The 16,451-nt window shown below is 73.4% G+C and carries 12 protein-coding genes and 1 pseudogene; 8 read left to right on the top strand and 5 right to left on the bottom strand.

Annotated elements, in window-relative coordinates:
- The first annotated feature begins 51 nt into the window (after nt 1-51).
- From ABZ659_RS15920 to ABZ659_RS15905, 4 genes are read left to right on the top strand one after another with little or no spacing between them, the layout of a single operon-like run.
- Nucleotides 52-1,629, top strand: coding sequence for an NAD(P)-binding domain-containing protein (locus ABZ659_RS15920; RefSeq protein WP_360219169.1), 1,578 nt, complete (start codon nt 52-54; stop codon nt 1,627-1,629).
- Entirely contained in the window at nt 1,626-2,696 is a 1,071-nt protein-coding gene (locus tag ABZ659_RS15915; protein ID WP_360219166.1) for an alpha-hydroxy acid oxidase, read from the top strand. The genes ABZ659_RS15920 and ABZ659_RS15915 overlap by 4 nt, the downstream gene beginning before the upstream one ends.
- Nucleotides 2,693-4,057, top strand: coding sequence for a cytochrome P450 (locus tag ABZ659_RS15910; RefSeq protein ID WP_360219163.1), 1,365 nt, complete (start codon nt 2,693-2,695; stop codon nt 4,055-4,057). Before ABZ659_RS15915 ends, ABZ659_RS15910 begins: the two co-directional genes overlap by 4 nt.
- Nucleotides 4,054-5,331, top strand: coding sequence for a cation:proton antiporter (locus ABZ659_RS15905; protein ID WP_360219160.1), 1,278 nt, complete (start codon nt 4,054-4,056; stop codon nt 5,329-5,331). The genes ABZ659_RS15910 and ABZ659_RS15905 overlap by 4 nt, the downstream gene beginning before the upstream one ends.
- On the opposite strand, the gene ABZ659_RS15900 is transcribed toward ABZ659_RS15905, so the two are convergent.
- From ABZ659_RS15900 to ABZ659_RS15890, 3 genes are all read right to left on the bottom strand, one after another.
- Nucleotides 5,319-6,791: a class I adenylate-forming enzyme family protein gene (locus ABZ659_RS15900; RefSeq protein WP_360219157.1), complete on the bottom strand. Its 1,473-nt coding sequence runs from the start codon at nt 6,789-6,791 to the stop codon at nt 5,319-5,321. The genes ABZ659_RS15905 and ABZ659_RS15900 overlap by 13 nt on opposite strands.
- Nucleotides 6,784-8,328: an NAD(P)-binding domain-containing protein gene (locus ABZ659_RS15895; protein ID WP_360219154.1), complete on the bottom strand. Its 1,545-nt coding sequence runs from the start codon at nt 8,326-8,328 to the stop codon at nt 6,784-6,786. The genes ABZ659_RS15900 and ABZ659_RS15895 overlap by 8 nt, the downstream gene beginning before the upstream one ends.
- 182 nt (nt 8,329-8,510) lie before the next feature.
- Complete coding sequence (locus tag ABZ659_RS15890; protein WP_360219151.1) at nt 8,511-9,137, bottom strand: TetR/AcrR family transcriptional regulator; 627 nt, start codon at nt 9,135-9,137, stop codon at nt 8,511-8,513.
- Between the two features lie 308 nt (nt 9,138-9,445).
- On the opposite strand from ABZ659_RS15890, the gene ABZ659_RS15885 reads away from it, so the two are divergent.
- The 3 genes from ABZ659_RS15885 (at nt 9,446) to ABZ659_RS15875 (ending at nt 14,060) form a co-directional block, all read left to right on the top strand.
- On the top strand, nt 9,446-10,009 hold the full coding sequence (locus ABZ659_RS15885; RefSeq protein WP_360219148.1) for a dihydrofolate reductase family protein: 564 nt from the start codon (nt 9,446-9,448) through the stop codon (nt 10,007-10,009).
- Nucleotides 10,010-10,030: 21 nt separating this feature from the next.
- Complete coding sequence (locus tag ABZ659_RS15880; RefSeq protein WP_360219145.1) at nt 10,031-10,474, top strand: MFS transporter; 444 nt, start codon at nt 10,031-10,033, stop codon at nt 10,472-10,474.
- Nucleotides 10,475-10,748: 274 nt separating this feature from the next.
- Nucleotides 10,749-14,060, top strand: coding sequence for a LamG-like jellyroll fold domain-containing protein (locus ABZ659_RS15875; protein WP_360219142.1), 3,312 nt, complete (start codon nt 10,749-10,751; stop codon nt 14,058-14,060).
- A gap of 57 nt (nt 14,061-14,117) precedes the next feature.
- Here ABZ659_RS15875 and ABZ659_RS15870 read toward each other — a convergent pair.
- Nucleotides 14,118-14,462: pseudogene (locus tag ABZ659_RS15870) on the bottom strand (AbfB domain-containing protein); the annotation flags it as partial.
- A gap of 271 nt (nt 14,463-14,733) precedes the next feature.
- On the opposite strand from ABZ659_RS15870, the gene ABZ659_RS15865 reads away from it, so the two are divergent.
- Complete coding sequence (locus ABZ659_RS15865) at nt 14,734-15,297, top strand: DUF2690 domain-containing protein (protein WP_360219139.1); 564 nt, start codon at nt 14,734-14,736, stop codon at nt 15,295-15,297.
- Between the two features lie 7 nt (nt 15,298-15,304).
- Here the strand turns inward: ABZ659_RS15865 and ABZ659_RS15860 are convergent, their stop codons facing one another.
- Nucleotides 15,305-16,315, bottom strand: a complete 1,011-nt coding sequence (locus ABZ659_RS15860) for a LacI family DNA-binding transcriptional regulator (protein ID WP_360219550.1) — start codon at nt 16,313-16,315, stop codon at nt 15,305-15,307.
- Between the last annotated feature and the right edge of the window lie 136 nt (nt 16,316-16,451).

The following is a 16,451-nucleotide window of genomic DNA, read 5'->3' as shown; positions in this document are numbered from 1 at the left end:
TAGGCCGGGAATCTCAGAGCGCTCTGAGTTCCGCTGGATAGCTTCCGGGCCATGGCGCACGACTACTTGATCATCGGAGCGGGCCCGGCGGGACTCCAGCTCGCCGCCTTCCTGGAGCGCGACGGCGCGGATTACGTGGTGCTGGAGCGCGGCGGCGGTCCGGGCGCGTTCTTCACGCGCTTCCCCCGGCACCGCACCCTCATCTCCATCAACAAGGTGCACACGGGGTACGCGGATCCGGAGCTGCGGCTGCGCATGGACTGGAACTCCCTGCTGAGCGACGATCCCGAGCTGCTGTTCACCCGGTACAGCCGACGGTACTTCCCGGCCGCCGACGACATGGTCCGCTATCTGGCGGACTTCGCGGAACGCACCGGCGTCCGGGTCCGGTACGGCACCGCCGTGCAGCGGGTCGCCCGCGACGCCGACGGGTTCGCCGTGACCGACGCCACCGGGGGGACCTGGCGGGCGCGGCGCGTGGTGGTGGCCACCGGGGTGCCGCTGCCGAACCTGCCGCGGGTCCCCGGTATCGAACTGGCCGAGCGCTACGACACGTTCGACCCCGACCCGGAGTCCTTCACCGACCAGCGGGTGCTCGTCATCGGGCGGGGCAACTCCGCCTTCGAGACGGCCGACAGCCTGATGGAGACCGCGGCCGTCATCCACCTGGTCGGCTCCGGTTCGCTGCGGTTGGCCTGGCGGTCGCACTACGTGGGCCATCTGCGGGCGGTGAACAACAACTTCCTGGACAGCTACCAGCTCAAGTCGCAGAACGCCCTGCTGGACGGGCGGGTGCTGGAGGTCCGGCGGGACGGGGACGGCTTCCGGGTGCCGGTGGCCTTCGAGCGGGTCGACGAGGTGGTGAAGGACCTCCACTACGACCGGGTGATCGTGGCGACCGGGTTCCGCTACGACGGGTCGGTGTTCGACGGGAGTTGCGTGCCCGAGACGGTGGTCGACGGCCGGTTCCCCGCCGTGACCGCGGTCGGCGAGTCGGTGAACGTGCCGGAGCTGTACTTCGCCGGGACGCTGACGCAGGGCCGCGACTTCAAGAAGTCCACCACCGGCTTCGTCCACGGCTTCCGCTACTCGGTGCGCGCCCTGCACCGGGAGCTGCGCCGTCGCCACCACGGCGAACCCTGGCCGGTGGCGGAGCTGGGCGGGGAGACCGAGAGCGCCGTCGGCCGGATCATCGAGCGGGTCAACCGGTCCTCGGCGCTGTGGCAGCAGTTCGGGGTCCTCGGCGACCTGCTGCTGCTCGCCCCGGACGGCACGCTGCGCTACGCCGAGGAGGTTCCGGTCGGCCAGGTGCCGGGGGCGGTGCGCGCCGGGCACTTCGGGGAGGTGGCCGCCCATGCGGTGATCACCCTGGAGTACGGGGCCGACCACGACCGGGTGGACCCGTTCGACGTCTCGACGGTCCGCCCCGCGCAGCGGGACGCGTCGGGTCTCGACGGCCGCTATCTCCATCCGGTGCTGCGCTGGTACCGGGCCGGGGAGTTCGTCGCCGAACACCATCTGACGGAGAACCTGGAGAACGAGTGGGACAGCGAGGACGTGCACCGGGCACCGCTGCGCGCGTTCCTCGCCGCCCGGTGCGGCGGCCCGAGCACCCCGGTGGCGCCATGACGCTGCGCGCGCTGCACGACAGGGCCCGCCGCGTCCTGGACCCGGTGCGCTACGACTACGTGGCGGGCGGCGCGGGCGCCGAGCGCGTGCTGGCCGACAACGAGCGCGCGTTCGACCGGTACCGGCTGCTGCCCCGGGTGCTGCGCGGCAACGCGCGGCGGGACACGTCCGTCGACCTGCCGGGCGCCCGCGGGGCGGGTCCGGTGCTGGTCGCGCCGACCGCCTTCCACCGGCTGCTGCACCCGGACGGCGAGCGGGCCACGGCCCGCGCCGCGGCGGCCGAGGGCGCCGTCCTGGTGACGGGCCTGGCCGCGACCGTCGCGGTCGGCGAGGTGGTCGCGGCGGCGCGGGAGGCGGCCGCCGACGCGGCCGTGTGGTTCCAGCTCTCCCTGCACCCGCGCCCCGAGGTCACCGAGGCGCTGGTGCGGCGGGCGGAGGCGGCGGGCTGCACGGCGCTGGTGGTCACCGTCGACGCGCCGGTGTTCGGCCGCCGCGCCCGGGACGCGCGCAACGGGTTCACGGACCTGCCGCCCGGCTACGCCGCCGAGAACATGCGGGACCTGCCCGGCGCCCCGCCGGGCGGCCTCACCGACATCCCCATGTCCCCGGCGCTGTCCTGGCGGGACTTCGACGCGCTGCTGGCCGTGACGGCGCTGCCGGTGCTGGTGAAGGGGGTGCTGCACCCGGCGGACGCGCTGCTGGCCGTCGCGCACGGCGCGGCCGGGGTCGTCGTCTCCAACCACGGCGGGCGGCAGTGCGACACCGTACCCGCCGCCGTGGACTGCCTGCCCGCCGTCGTCGGGGCGGTGGCGGACCGGGTGCCGGTGCTGCTCGACGGCGGGGTGCGCCGGGGCGGGGACGTGGCCGTCGCGGTCGCGCTGGGCGCGGCGGCGGTCGGGGTGGGCCGTCCGGTGCTGTGGGGGCTGGCCGCGGACGGGGAGGCGGGGGTGCGGCAGGTCCTCGCGGAGCTGCGGGACGGCTACGACCACACGCTGGCGCTGTGCGGGGGCGGCGGCAACGCCGACCTGACCCCGGACATGGTGGTCCGCGGGGGCGGCACGTGGTGAGCGGCGGGCGGGGACCGGACACCTGGTGGCTGCCGCGCGCCGTGGTGGCGCTGCGGGTGCGCGTCTTCGAGAAGGTGAACGGCGACCGGGCGCTGACGCTGCCCAGCGCGGCGTACGGCCCCGAGGTGTTCGAGCGGGTGTACGCCCATCCGGCCGCCAACGGCCGCAGTGCCGGGGCGGGGTTGTCCGACCTGTTCTGGTACTGGCTGTCGCCGGGGCCCCAGGTGCACCAGGAGCACCTCGAACCCGGGCCGCGGTACGAGGAGGTGGCCGGGACGACCCGGCGGATCCTCGCGGGCGGCTCGGCGGACCTGGCGGCGGCGGCCACCCGCGCGGTCGCCGGAGTGCTGGACACGCTGCCCGCGGACCGGGTCAGCCTGGTGCGGCTGCGCGACCTGGTGATGCCCGCCTGGGCGGAGTTCTGCTACGGGCTGGTGTTCCACGAGCCGTGCCCGCCGCGCGCCCGGGAGCTGATCACCGCGCACGCCGAGGACGTGATCAGCGCCCTGAAGTGCACCGGGCTGCGCCATCCGCGGCGCCGGGCGCGGCTGACGGCGTACCTGCGCGAGCGGCTGGCGGCCGGGGACGTGCCGCACCGGCTGCCGTCCTCGCTGTCGCCGGAGGAGCAGGTCCTCTACCTCCAGGGCACGTTCTTCAACACGGCCGTCGTGCAGCTGTCGGAGGCGACCGCGCACCTGTTGCTGGCGCTGGCCCGGCACCCGGGGGTGCAGCGGCGGCTCGCGGACGCCCCGGGGGACGACCGGTACCTGACACACGTACTCGACGAGACGATGCGGCTGTACCCGCTGTTCGGCATCGCGCACCGGATCACCACGGGAGAGATCCCGCTCGACGACCGCACCACGCTGCCGTCCGGCTCGGTGGTCTGCTTCAGCTACCCGGACTACCACGCGGCGGGCTACGACCGGCCGGACGTGTTCGATCCGGACCGCTGGGCGTCGCTGTCCGCGCGGGACGTCCACCACATCCCGTTCGGGGTGGCGGCCAACCGGCCGTGTCCGGCGTGGCGGTTGTCGCCGCTGGTGCTGCGGGCCGCCGTCCGGGAGGTGCTGCGCCGCTTCCGCCTGGACTCGCCGGTCGCCCACACCCGGTCCATCCCGCACCGGGCGCCCTGCCTGCTGGTCCCGCGCGGGGTCGAGCCCGGCGCCCGGCTCGCGCGGCTGCGGGGCTTCCTGCGGGTACGGGACGGTGTGGAGGACGTCACGCGAGGGGTACGGCAGCTCGTGCTCGGCACGGTGATGGTGCTGCACGCCCGTCGGCTGCGGCTCGCCGCACGGTACTTCGAGCAGTCCCCGCCCGGCCGGTGCCCCGTCGTCCGCTCCACGGGAGACGGCGCGTGACACCCTCGGAACTCGCCCCCGCGTTCTTCCTCGCCGTCGTGGTGATCCTGGCCGTCTGCCGGGTCGTCGCGGCGCTGCTGAGCCGAGTCGGGCAGCCGCCCGTGGTCGGGGAGATGCTCGCGGGCGTGGTGCTGGGGCCCTCGGTGCTCGGCGCCCTGCTGCCGGAGGTGGAGGCGGGCCTGTTCCCGGAGGAGTTGCGGCCGGTCCTGTACGTGGTGGGGCAGATCGGCCTGGTGGCGTTCATGTTCCACGTCGGCTGGGACTTCCGGGTGGACCGGCTGCGCGGCGTCGCCCGGTCGGCGGGGCTGGTCTCCGCGGCCGGGGTGCTGGTGCCGGTGGCGCTCGGGGCGGCGCTGATCGCCGCCGTCGGCGAGCGGACGGGCACGCTGGTGCCGGGGGTGCCGCTGGTGGTGTCGGCGCTGTTCGTGGGGGTGGCGCTGGCGGTGACGGCGTTCCCGATGCTCGCGCGGATCATCTCCGAACGGGGCCTGGCCGGGACCCGGTACGGGTCGCTGGCGCTCGGCGCGGGCGCCGTGGACGACGCGCTCGCGTGGGTGCTGCTCGCGGGTGTCTTCAGCATCTCCGGGGGCAGCGCGGGGCTGGTGTCGCTGGCCGTCGTCGGCGCCCTCGGGCTCGTCGTGGTGCTGGCGGTGGTGACGCGCCTGCACGGCCACACCGTACGGCTCACCGAGCGGGCGGCGCCCGAGAACCTGCTGCCGCTGCTGGTCGGGGCGGTGTTCCTGGTGGCCTGGTACACCGACGAGATCGGGCTGTACGCGGTGTTCGGCGCGTTCAGCCTCGGGCTGGTCTTCCCGCGCTCGGAGCGCCTCGACCACACGGCGGAGGCGCTGAAACCGGTGGGCACGGTGTTCCTGCCGCTGTTCTTCACCTACTCGGGACTGAACACGGACTTCGCGCTGCTGTCCTCAGGGCCGGTGCTGCTGCTGACCCTGGGGTGCGTGGCGGTGGCGGTGGCGGGCAAGTTCGGCGCGTGCTGGCTGGCGGCGCGGCTGGCCGGGGAGCCGGGGGCGGTGGCGCTGCGGGTGGGGGCGCTGATGAACGCGCGGGGGCTGATGCAGCTCATCGCGCTCAACCTGGGGCTCGCGGCGGGCATCGTGACGCAGGCGCTGTTCAGCGCGCTGGTGGTGGTCGCCGTCGTCACCACGGTGATGGCGACGCCGCTGCTGTCCTGGATCGACCGGCGGGAGCGGGCCCGGGGCGGCGCCCCGGACCGGCGGTCGGCGGTGGCGCCCCCCGAACCTCAGGTCCGCTGACCCCGCGCCGCCAGCGCCCGTTTGTCGGGCTTCCCGGCGGGGGTGAGCGGCACCTCGTCGAGGAGGGTGAGCCGGGTCGGGGCGGTGGCCTCGCCCAGTTCGGCGGCGACCAGGGCGCGCAGCTCCCCGAGTCGGGGGGTCCGGCCCGGCGCGGGTACGACGAAGGCGTGGACGGCCTCGCCGGTGTCGTCGTCGGGGACGGCGACGACGTACGCCTCCCGGACGGCCGGGTGGGTGGCGAGCACCCGCTCGACGGGTCCGGCGTAGTACAGGTTGGCGTTGACGATGACGACGTCGCGGGCGCGTCCGGTCAGCCAGAGCCGTCCCTCGCCGTCGAGGTGGCCGATGTCGCGGGTGCGGACCCAGCCGTCGGTGAACACCTCGGCGCTGAGGGCGGGTTCGCCCCAGTAGCCGCAGCCCTGGGAGGGGGTGCGGGCGAAGAGTTCGCCTTCGGTGCCGGGCGGCAGGGGCCGCCCCGTGGCGTCCCGCACCTCCAGGTCGACCGGGGGGACGCCCAGCGAGCCCGGTGCGTCGGCGGGGGTGGCCATGGAGATCATGCCGGTCTCCGTCTGGCCGTAGCCGTGGAAGACGACCGGTCCGAGCACGTCGGCGGCCTCCCGCAGCCGGGCGGCGTCCAGCGGGGAGCCGGAGACCATCAGGGCACGCAGGGCGCCGAGGTCCACGGGCCGGGCCCGGACGCTCGCGACGAGCCTGGTCAGCCGGGCCACGGTGATGACGCTGCCGGTGGCCCGGTGCCGTACCAGGCTGTCGGGGAAGGCCGGGGCGTCGGCGGTGACGAGGGTGCCGCCCGCGGCCAGCGCGAGCAGCCCGTACTCCATCATGACCTGGCTGGCGAGGGTGCCGAAGACGAGGAACCGGCGCAGGCGCGGGGCGAGTTCGCGGATGGCGGGGGGCCAGCGGTCGGGGTGGGCCGCCCAGCCCGCGGTCAGCGCGGCGTAGGTCTGGGCGCACGCCTTGGGGACGCCGGTGCTGCCGCTGGTGTGCAGGAGCCGGGCGATGTCGTGCGGGCGGGCCGCGATCCGGGGGCGGCGGCCGTCGTCCTCGGCGGCGAGCAGGTCGTCCAGGGAGAGGACGGTGCCGTGCGCGTCGTCGGCCGGGTCGTCCGGGTCACGCGCGTGGTCGGTGACGCGGTAGGCGGTGTCGGCGCCGGTGAGCAGGTGGTGCCGTTGGTGTGCCGTGAGTCCGGGGCGTACGCCGACGACGCGGGCGCCCACGGTGTGCGCGGCGAGGACGGCGGCGAACGCCTCGGGGGTGACGCCGAGCAGCAGGGCGACGCCGTCGCCGGGGCCGACGCCGCGGGCGCGCAGGCCGTTGGCCACCCGCCGTATGAGGGCGAGGAGCTGGGAGCCGGTGAGGGCCCGGTCGCCGTGCTCGAAGACGGGGCGGTCGCCCGCCGCGTCGAGGAGGTCGAGGACGGCGCCGGGGAACTGCTCAGCCAAGGCAGGACTTCACGAACGCGGCGAGCGGCTGCCGGTGGACGGCGGGGATGTCCCAGTCGTTCTCCAGGTTCTCCGCCAGGTGGTGGGTGCCCGCGAGGGCGCCGTCGCGGTGGTACCGCACCACGGGGTGCAGGTAGGTGGAGTCCATGGCGTGTTCGGGGTCGTTCTCGCGGACGCGGGGCACGGTGACGTCGAACGGGTCGGCGTGGTCGTGGTCGGGTCCGTACTCCAGGTCGACGACGAACCGGTGCGCGGCGGGGCCGAGTCCGCCGTCGGTGACGTAGTCGAGCGGGACCTCCTCCTGGTACTGGGCGTGGTCGTCGTGGACGGTGACGACGTCGCCGAGGAAGCCGAACTGCTGCCACAGGCCGGAGGAGCGGTTGACGCGCTCCACGAGGGCGTCGGCGACGGCCTCCGGGGTGGCGGGCAGGGTGCGGGACGGCCAGGGCGTGGCGTGGTGGCGGGCGCCGAGGACGCGGTGCAGGGCGCGGGTGCCGTAGCGGAAGCCGTGGATGAAGCCGTTGGTGGACCGTTTGAAGTCGCGCTGCTGGGTGAGCGTGCCCGCGAAGTACAGGCCGGGGACGTTCACCGACTCGTAGGCGGAGGTCTGGGCGGGGAACCGGTCGTTGACGGTGAGGGCGGGGCGGCAGTCGGGGGCGAACGGGGAGGCGTCGAAGCGGAACCCGGTGCAGACCAGGATCCGGTCGTAGTGGAGTTCGCGGAGCCGTTCGCTGGTGCGGGCGTAGCGGAACTCGACCCGGTAGCCGCCGTCGGGCCGCCGTTCGATCGCCTCGACGGTGCCGTCCAGGACGGCGTTCTGCGACTTGAGCTGGTAGCTGTCGAGGAAGTTGTTGTTGACGGCGCGCAGATGGCCGACGAAGTGGGTCTGCCAGGCCATCCTCAGCGAGTGCGGTCCGGCGACGTGGATGACGGCGGCCTTCTCCATGAGGGCGTCCGCGGTCTCGAACGCGGAGTTGCCCTTGCCGAGGACGAGGACGCGCTGGTTGGTGAAGGAGGCCGGGTCGGTGTCGAAGTCGGTGTAGCGTTCGGCGGTCTCGATGCCGGGGATGTCCGGGATGTAGGGGAGGGAGACGCCGGTGGCGACGACGAGGCGGCGGGCCCGGTAGGTCCGGTCCGTGTCGTCGCGCACCAGGAAGCCGTCGCCGTCGCGGGAGACGTGGGTGGCCTGGACGCCGTACTCGACGCGGACGCCGCTGCGCCGGGCGAAGTCGCGCAGGTAGCGCAGGAGGTCGTCGGCGGCCGGGAAGTAGCGCTCGCTGTACCGGGTGAAGAGCAGCTCGGGATCGTCGGTGAGCAGCGAGTTCCAGTCCATGCGGAGGGCGAGTTCCGGGTCGCCGTACCCGGTGTTGACCTTGTTGATGGAGATGAGCTGTCGATGCCGGGGGAAGCGGGTGAAGAACGTGCCGGGCCCGCTCCCCCGCTCCAGGACGACGTAGTCGCGTCCCTCGCGTTCCAGCAGAGCGGCGAGCTGCAGTCCGGCCGGTCCGGCCCCGAGGATGAGGTAGTCGCGCACCATGGGCCGGACGCTAGCGGGCCCGGATCAGAGGACTCTGAGATTGCGTCCGGCAGCGGTTCACCCCGCCGCTCACGCCGACCTCCTTCGCGGTCCCGGCCGCCACCCGGGAGCGCGCGGTGCGGACGGCCCGCGCTGCACCGGCGCCGCTGAACGGCCGGGCGGACGGCTGGGCCGCGGGCCGGTCAGGCGTCCAGCAAGGGGGCGAGGTAGCGGCGGGCGAAGGCGCGGGCCTGGTCGTCGTCGTCCATCTCGACACAGCTGACGGGGTTGAGCAGGAAGGACACGGCGATCCGCACCATCAGTTCGGCCACCGGCCGCGGGTCGTCGCCGGGACGGCCCTCGGCCTGCTGCGCGCGGCGCAGACGGGCCGTCAGGTACTCGACGGTGGCGGAGAGCGAGGAGCCGCCCTGCACCGTCAGATAGGGCAGCACCAGCTCCGGTTCGAGGCGCAGCAGCCCGCCGAGGAGCGGGTGGGCGCGGGTGTGGCGCAGGGCGACCACGAAGCCCTCGACGACCCGCTCCCCCATGGCGGGCAGCCCCGCCACCGCCGTGTCGAGCCGCTGGAGGAACCGGCTCAGCTCGCGCAGCAGCGTGTCCTCGACGAGCTTGTCCTTGCTCTGGAAGCGCCGGTAGACGGTGACCCGGGAGACACCGGCCCGTTTGGCGACGTCGTCCATGGAGGAACGGCGCAGTCCGAGGAGCGTGAACTGCTCCAGGGCCGCGTCGAGGATCCGGCGTGCCACCGGGTCGTCCGGCTCCGGCTCGGCGAGGGCACGAGCGAGCCAGGCCGCGTTCGTGTCGGTGCTCATGGTGTTCCTCACACTACCGCCACACCACGGTATGGATACAAAGAAACACCTGGCGTATCTCTGCATTGCCCCGGCACTGCATCTCTGTGTTTCTGCATCCTGGATCTCTGCATCTCTGTCGCAGTGGACACCGAAGGACCTGACGGGCAGTCGACTCACCGAAGAGCAGGCCGGCTTCGTCCCGGCCGTGCGGGACTTCGCCAAGTGGCCGCGGTCGACGCGCGCGGGGTGGTCGGCGGGCCCGCCGAGGTGGCGGCGGGGCGCGGCGGCAGCCCGTACTGTCGGACCATCGCCAAGGAGGAGGTCGGATGCGGAGCGTCACCTATTCGATGAGCGTCTCGCTCGACGGCTACATCGTCGGGCCGGACGGGGGCTTCGACTGGTCGGAGCCCGACGACGACGTCTTCCGGTTCTGGATCGAGCAGATCCGGGGGGTCGGCGTCCATCTGCTGGGGCGGCGGCTGTACGAGACGATGCTGTACTGGGAGACCGCCGCCGAGGACCCCTCACTCAACGACGACCAGCGGGAGTGGACGGCGCTCTGGAACCCGCTGCCGAAGGTGGTGTTCTCCACCACGCTGTCCAGCGTGCGGGGGAACGCCCGGCTAGCCTCCGGCGGTCTGGCGGAGGAGATCGGGCGGCTTCGGGACGCACCGGATACGGGCGAGATCGCGATCGGCGGCGCGGCCCTCGCCGCCCAGGCGGCCGAGTTGGGGCTGATCGACGAGTACCGGGTCATGGTGTACCCGGTGCTGGTCGGCGGCGGTACGCCGTTCTTCCCGCGGGACGAACGCCGGGTGGACCTCGACCTGGTGGAGACCCGCACCTTCAACGCGAAGTTCGTGCTCCTCCGCTACCGTGTGGCGCGCTGACCGATCCCGAGGAGCGCCCCCGTGTCCATCGCCCCCGCGGAGCCGAGCGGTGGACGGGCGGCCTGGGCCCACGCCGTACTCGCGCCCCTCCTCACCCCGCGCCTGGTCGCCCGCTACGGCAGCGGCCGGGTGATCCTCGGCGGCTGCCTGCTGGCGGTCGTGGCGTACGGGCTGTTCCTGCCGGTCGGGATGGACTGGCCGTACGCGGCGATGTTCCCCAGCCTGGTCGTCGCGGGCACCGCCTTCGCCTGCGCCTACGGCCCGCTCTCCATCGCGGCGACCGGCAGCGTGGCCGAGGAGGAGCAGGGGCTGGCCGGGGGGCTGCTCCACACGTTCACCCAGTTCGGCTCGGCGGTCGGGACCTCCGCGGTGACGGCCGTGTACGGGATCGCCTCGGCCGGTGGCGCGGCTCGCCGGGCGCGGTACTGGACGCCTACCGCACGGCGTTGGTCGTGCCCGTGGTGATGGTGGCGCTGGGGGTGGTGGTCTCCGCCTTCGGCCTGCGCGGCGCGCGGGCCGCGGGGCGCGCGGAGGCGGCGCCGACGGCCCGTGCGGACGCGCTGGGGTAGGGGCACTTCGCCGCACCCGTCCCGCCGTGCGCGTCAACTCACCCGTGCGCGAGGTCTGGACAGTCCCCCGAGGGCGTGTTGTCATTCCGCTGGCCCGGTTTTCCAACGTTGGAAGGACGCGTCGGGAGACCGCGCTGGACGTCCGTGCCCGCTGCGCGAGGAAGGGTTCCATGACAAGGACGACAAGACGCCCGACAGGTGCGAGACAGCCCGGACGGCCACTGCGCTCACGGGGCGGGGTCTGGGCCCTGCTGACCGCCGCGGCCCTGGTACTGCCCACCACCGCCCTGACGCCCGCCGCGTCCGCCGCCGGGACGACCGCCACCGGCGCCGCGTCCGTGCGCTCGGCCGCCGAACAGGCCCCCGTGCAGGTGCACGGCCTGAAGGGCGAGTACTTCAAGATGTCGGCGCCCGGCGCCCGGGACTTCGCCGAACTCGGCGGCACCGTGCTCGACCCGCAGATCAACTTCTCCGGGCTGACCAGCACCTTCCAGGAGCTGACCGGGCAGACCGAGCACACCACCGCCCGCTGGACCGGCCGGCTCACGGCGCCGGAGACCGGCGACTACACCTTCCACGCCGTCGGCGACAACGGCTTCCGGCTGTTCGTCGACGGCGAGCCGGTGATCGACCACTGGGAACCGGACTGGGACCGGGAGCAGACCAGCGCGCCCGTCCACCTGACCGCCGGTGAACAGCACGACTTCCGGCTGGAGATGTTCCAGGACCTCGGCGGCGCGAACATGTACCTGCGCTGGTCGACCCCGACACTGCCCAAGCAGCTGGTGCCGATGTCGGCGTTCACCCCGCCCGACGGGTTCGAGGTCTACCCGGTGGAACCCGTGGTCACCGAGGACGGACGGCGACTGCGCGCCCGCTTCGAGGGCCCCGTCGGCGACGTCCGGGCGGCCCGGGAGCACCTGGAGGTCGAGGCCGACACCACGGCGATGCCCGTCGAGTCGGCCACCGTCGACCCCGCCGCCCCCGACACCCTCCTGGTGGACCTGGCCGAGCCGGTCCAGCGGGGCCAGCAGGTCAGGTTCGGCTACGACGGCGACGGCGGCCTCACCGTCGGCGGCGACACCGTGCCGAAGCTCGTCCGCTGGGCGCAGAACTCCTCCGCCCACCGCCTCACCACCGAGTGGGGCGACAAGGTCGACCCCGGGAACCCGCTGCCGGAGTACCCGCGCCCGCAGCAGGTGCGCAAGCAGTGGCGCAACCTCAACGGCCCCTGGCAGTTCAGCGGCGCCGACGCCGGTGAGCAGCCGGTGTTCGGCAAGGACCTCGACGAGAAGATCATCGTGCCGTTCCCCGTCGAGTCCCAGCTGTCGGGGCTCGAACGCCACGAGGACCACATGTTCTACCGCAGGCTCGTCAACGTCCCGAAGGACTGGGAGGTCGGCAAGGGCAACCGGCTGAGGCTCAACTTCGGCGCCGTCGACTACCAGACCCGGGTCTGGGTCAACGGCGAGGAGGTGGCCGAACACACCGGCGGCTACGACGCCTTCAGCGCCGACATCACCGACGCCCTCAAGCGGCGCGGCCCGCAGGAGATCGTCGTCGCGGTCACCGACACCGGCGGCGCCGACCAGCCGACGGGCAAGCAGTCCCGGAACCCGGGCGGCATCTTCTACACCCAGTCGTCGGGTATCTGGCAGACGGTGTGGATGGAACCGGTCGCCGACGTGTCCGTTGACAACGTAGTCATGACCCCGGACATCGACTCCGGCACCCTCGCGGTCACCGTGGAGTCGGAGAACGCCTCCGCCCGCGCCCGGGTCGAGGCCGTCGCCCGCGACACCCGCGGCCGGATCGTCGGCAGGGTGAGCGGACCGGCGGGCCGCGAGCTGCGGCTGCCCGTGGCGAGGCAGCACCTGTGGACCCCGGACGACCCCTACCTGTACGACCTGGACGTCCGCCTCACCGACGGCAGGTCCGCCGACCGGGTCGGGAGCTACTTCGGGATGCGGGAGATCGGCGTCGAGGAGGTCGGCGGCTACCAGAAGCTCGTCCTCAACGGGGAGCCCGTCTTCTCCCTCGCCACGCTCGACCAGGGCTTCTGGCCCGACGGGCTCTACACCGCGCCCAGCGACGAGGCCCTCGCCTTCGACCTGGAGGCGCACAAGGAACTCGGCTTCAACGCCGTGCGCAAGCACATCAAGGTCGAGCCCGCGCGCTGGTTCTACCACGCGGACCGGCTCGGACTGCTGGTCTGGCAGGACTTCGTCTCCGGCGACTACCGCACCGACACCGGCCGCGAGGGCTTCGTCGACCAGGGCATGGAGGTGGTGCGCGAACACCACAACGCGCCGTCCGTCATCGGCTGGATCGTCTTCAACGAGGGCTGGGGCGAGTGGGACCGCACGGTCACCGGCCAGCTCACGGAGGCGGTGCGGGCGGCCGACCCGTCGCGCGTCGTCAACGCCCACAGCGGGGTCAACTGCTGCAACTCCAAGGGCGACTCCGGCAAGGGCGACATCATCGACCACCACGACTACAACAACACCGACCCGCCCTTCCCCGACGCCACCCGCGCCGCCATGGACGGTGAGCACGGCGGCTTCACCCTGCGCACCCCGGGCCACATGTGGCCGGGCGCCCCGACCGTGATCTACAGCGGCGTCACCACCAAGGAGCAGCTGACCCGCCGGTACGTGGAGAACACCGAGCGGTACTACCTCGACCAGGCCGGGGCCGAGCTGTCCGGTTCGGTCTACACCCAGATCACCGACCTGGAGAACGAACTCAACGGCCTCTGGACGTACGACCGCCGGGAGATCAAGGTCGCCCCGGCCCAGGTGCGGGAGATCAACCTCAAGGTCGTCGCGGCCGGTGCCACCGCGGGCGACCGGGAGCCGCTGACCGGCGGCGGCCACTGGACCCTCGACGAGGGCACCGGCGGCACCGCCGCGGACGACGGCCCGAACGGCAGGCCCCTGACGCTGTCCGAGGGCACCACCTGGACCGACGGCGTCAGCGGCAGCGCCCTGCGGTTCGACGGGCGGGGGCAGTACGCCGCGACCGACGGGCCGGTGCTCGACACCACCGGCAGCTACGCGGTGGCCGCCTGGGTGCGCCTCGACGCGCTCCCCGGCAACTACGCCACCGCGGTCAGCCAGGACGGCCGCCGCCAGGCGAGCCCGTTCTACCTCCAGTACGGGCAGGGCGCCTTCGCCTTCAGCCTGCCCGGCGGGCAGCGGGCCCGGCTGGTGACCACCCCGGAGACGGGCCGCTGGTACCACCTGGTCGGTGTCCGGGACGCGTCGAGCAACGAGATCAGGCTGTACGTCGACGGGAAGCTCGCGGCGACCACCGCCAGCGGCCCGAACTACGTGAGCACCGGCCCGCTGGCCGTGGGCCGCGCCCAGTGGGACGGCGACGACACCGACTTCTGGAACGGTGCCGTCGACGAGGTGCACGCCTACGACAAGGCGCTCACCGCCGAGGAGGTGAGCGCCCTGCACGCCGGGGAGAAGCCGTAGACGCTCCCGGTACTCGCGGCGGGCGGCGCTCAGGCGCCGCCCGCCGTCGCCGTCATCTCACGGCGCCCAGGGCGCCTCCACCGCCCAGGTGGTGTCCTCGGTGAAGAGGGTGGGGTTGTCCCAGGCGTGGTTGCCGCCCGGGGTGGCCAGCCACACCTCGGCGTCGTAGTGGCGCAGGTACTGCTCGGGGTAGTTGTACGCGGACAGCCGCACGCCCCCGTTCGCGCCCCGGACGGGACAGAAGGTGGCGTCGGCCTGGAACAGGGCGCCGCTGCCCGCCTCCTTGTAGACGCGGTAGGCGCGGTGCCGCAGGTACGCGCCGGGGTAGTTGCGCGACTCGAAGGAGTAGCAGGAGCCTTCGGCGAGGCCGGGAACGATCCGCCAGGTGGCGTCGTTCTTCAGAGCCGGGCGGAGACGGCCCGCCGCCTGCGACAGGCAACCAGGCGGAGACACCCCACCACCTCCGGCAGACAGCCGGACGAAGACGCCCCACCACCTACGACAGGCAACCAGACGAAGACGGCCCGCGCCCTCAACTACCAGCGCCGTCGGCCCGCCCCGGGGGGCGCGCGGGGACGGTGGCCGTGCCTCCCTGCACCCGAGTTGCGCCTTTTCTCCCGCCGCCACGGGAGGCGATCCTGGTCTCCGGCAGCAGTCAACCAGGGTGATGCTCATGACCACGGACAGCACCGACGACCACTCCGCGACGACGACCACGACGACGACCACGCCCTCACCCGAGCCCCCGACGAGGAGGCGACTGGGCGGCCCCACCACGGTCACGCTGGCGGTGACCATCGTCGGCGCGGTGGTGGCCGCCGCGGTGACTCCGCTCGGGGACCGCGTGATGAACTCGTTCTTCGACGAGCCGACCTGCCCGGGAGAGGCCTGCGAGGGGAAGAACCCGCAGAGCCAGGGGTGCGGTGAGGACGCCCGCTCCCTCAAACCCGCCGTCAACAACCCGGCCCAGCTCCAGATCCGCTACAGCGAGGCGTGCGGGGCGGTGTGGGCGCGGATCCAGAGCGGCAACCCCGGGGACGTGGTCATGGTGGAGGTGCTGCCCGGCCGTACCGCGCGCAGCGCCGAGGTCGAGTACGACCACGACAAGTTCACGCACATGGTCACCGTCCCCGACGGCGAGTTCCAGGCCACCGCCTGCGTGATCCCCAAACCCGGGGGCGACAGCACCTTCGACCGGTACTGCGTCCACGCGACCGAGGCCACCGCCTGGCGGTGACGTCGGCTCAGGCCCCGCGGCGGCCCAGCGTACTCTCCCGCTCCACCAGCCGGTACTCCGCGCGGATCCGCCGGGGTTCGGGCGCCGTGCCGCCGAGCCGGGCGAGCACCGACTCCACCGCGAGCCGCCCGATGGCCTCCTTGTCCGGCGACACGGACGTCAGCGTCACCGCGCCGAACCGGCCCTCGATCACGTCGTCGAAGCCGACCACGGCGATGTCCTCGGGGACCCGCAGCCCCCGCTCGTGGAGCACCCGCATCGCGCCGATGGCCATGGGGTCGTTGTAGGCGAACACGGCGTCCGGGCGCCGCCCGGCGTCCAGCAGCCGGGACATCGCCGCCGCGCCGTCGGCGTGCCCCCAGCCGTCGGTGGCGGCCACCAGCCCCTCGTCGGCGGCGAGTCCGGCGGCGGCCAGCTCCTCGCGCCAGCCGCGCACCCGGAGCTGGGCGGGCTCGCTGCGCCCGCGCCGGTCCCCGATGAACGCGATCTCCCGGCGTCCTAGGCCGACCAGGTGCCGGACGGCGGCGCGGGCGGCGTCGACGTTGTCGATGGCGATGTGGTCGTACGGCAGGTCGTAGTCCCGTTCGCCGATCAGCACCAGCGGGACGTCCGCGCGGTCGCGCAGGTCCTCGGTCTCCAGCTCGATGGGGCTGAGGATCAGGCCGTCGATGACCCGGGCCCGGAAGCCCTGGCTGACCAGGACCTCCTGCTCACGGCGGCCTCCGGTGTGGTCGAGCAGCACGATGTAGTCCTGCTCGGCCGCCGCGTCGATGACCGCGGCGGCGAGTTCGGCGAAGTAGGGGTTGCCCAGCTCGGGCAGGGCGAGCGCGATGATGCCGGTGCGCCCCTTGCGCAGGTGCCGGGCGGCCAGGTTGGGCCGGTAGCCGAGCGCGTCGATGGAGCGCTGGACGCGCTCGCGCATCGCCGGGGTGACGTGCTGGTAGTTGTTCACCACGTTGGAGACGGTCTTGATCGAGACCCCCGCGTGCGCGGCGACGTCCTTGAGGCTGACCCGCACGTCCATCCCTTCCCGGCCCTGGATAGCGACCATTTACAACGTTATACGTCCCGGAGTTATACAGTCGGCGGCCCTGACTGACAAGCCGGTGCCCGACCCGCCGGGGCCACGGCCGCCCACCACTGTCACAGCTGTC

Source organism: Streptomyces sp. NPDC006997 (assembly GCF_040635175.1).
Classification (GTDB): domain Bacteria; phylum Actinomycetota; class Actinomycetes; order Streptomycetales; family Streptomycetaceae; genus Streptomyces.
The sequence above is the reverse complement of the archived record's forward strand: the minus strand, read 5'-3'. Positions and strand labels throughout refer to the sequence as shown.

What these genes read in the sequence shown, in the direction of transcription:
- ABZ659_RS15885 (WP_360219148.1), top strand. Translation starts at nt 9,446, where the DNA reads ATGCGGAGCGTCACCTATTCGATGAGCGTCTCGCTCGACGGCTACATC.
- ABZ659_RS15890 (WP_360219151.1), bottom strand. Translation starts at nt 9,137, where the DNA reads ATGAGCACCGACACGAACGCGGCCTGGCTCGCTCGTGCCCTCGCCGAG.
- ABZ659_RS15875 (WP_360219142.1), top strand. Translation starts at nt 10,749, where the DNA reads ATGACAAGGACGACAAGACGCCCGACAGGTGCGAGACAGCCCGGACGG.
- ABZ659_RS15920 (WP_360219169.1), top strand. Translation starts at nt 52, where the DNA reads ATGGCGCACGACTACTTGATCATCGGAGCGGGCCCGGCGGGACTCCAG.
- ABZ659_RS15895 (WP_360219154.1), bottom strand. Translation starts at nt 8,328, where the DNA reads ATGGTGCGCGACTACCTCATCCTCGGGGCCGGACCGGCCGGACTGCAG.
- ABZ659_RS15915 (WP_360219166.1), top strand. Translation starts at nt 1,626, where the DNA reads ATGACGCTGCGCGCGCTGCACGACAGGGCCCGCCGCGTCCTGGACCCG.
- ABZ659_RS15865 (WP_360219139.1), top strand. Translation starts at nt 14,734, where the DNA reads ATGACCACGGACAGCACCGACGACCACTCCGCGACGACGACCACGACG.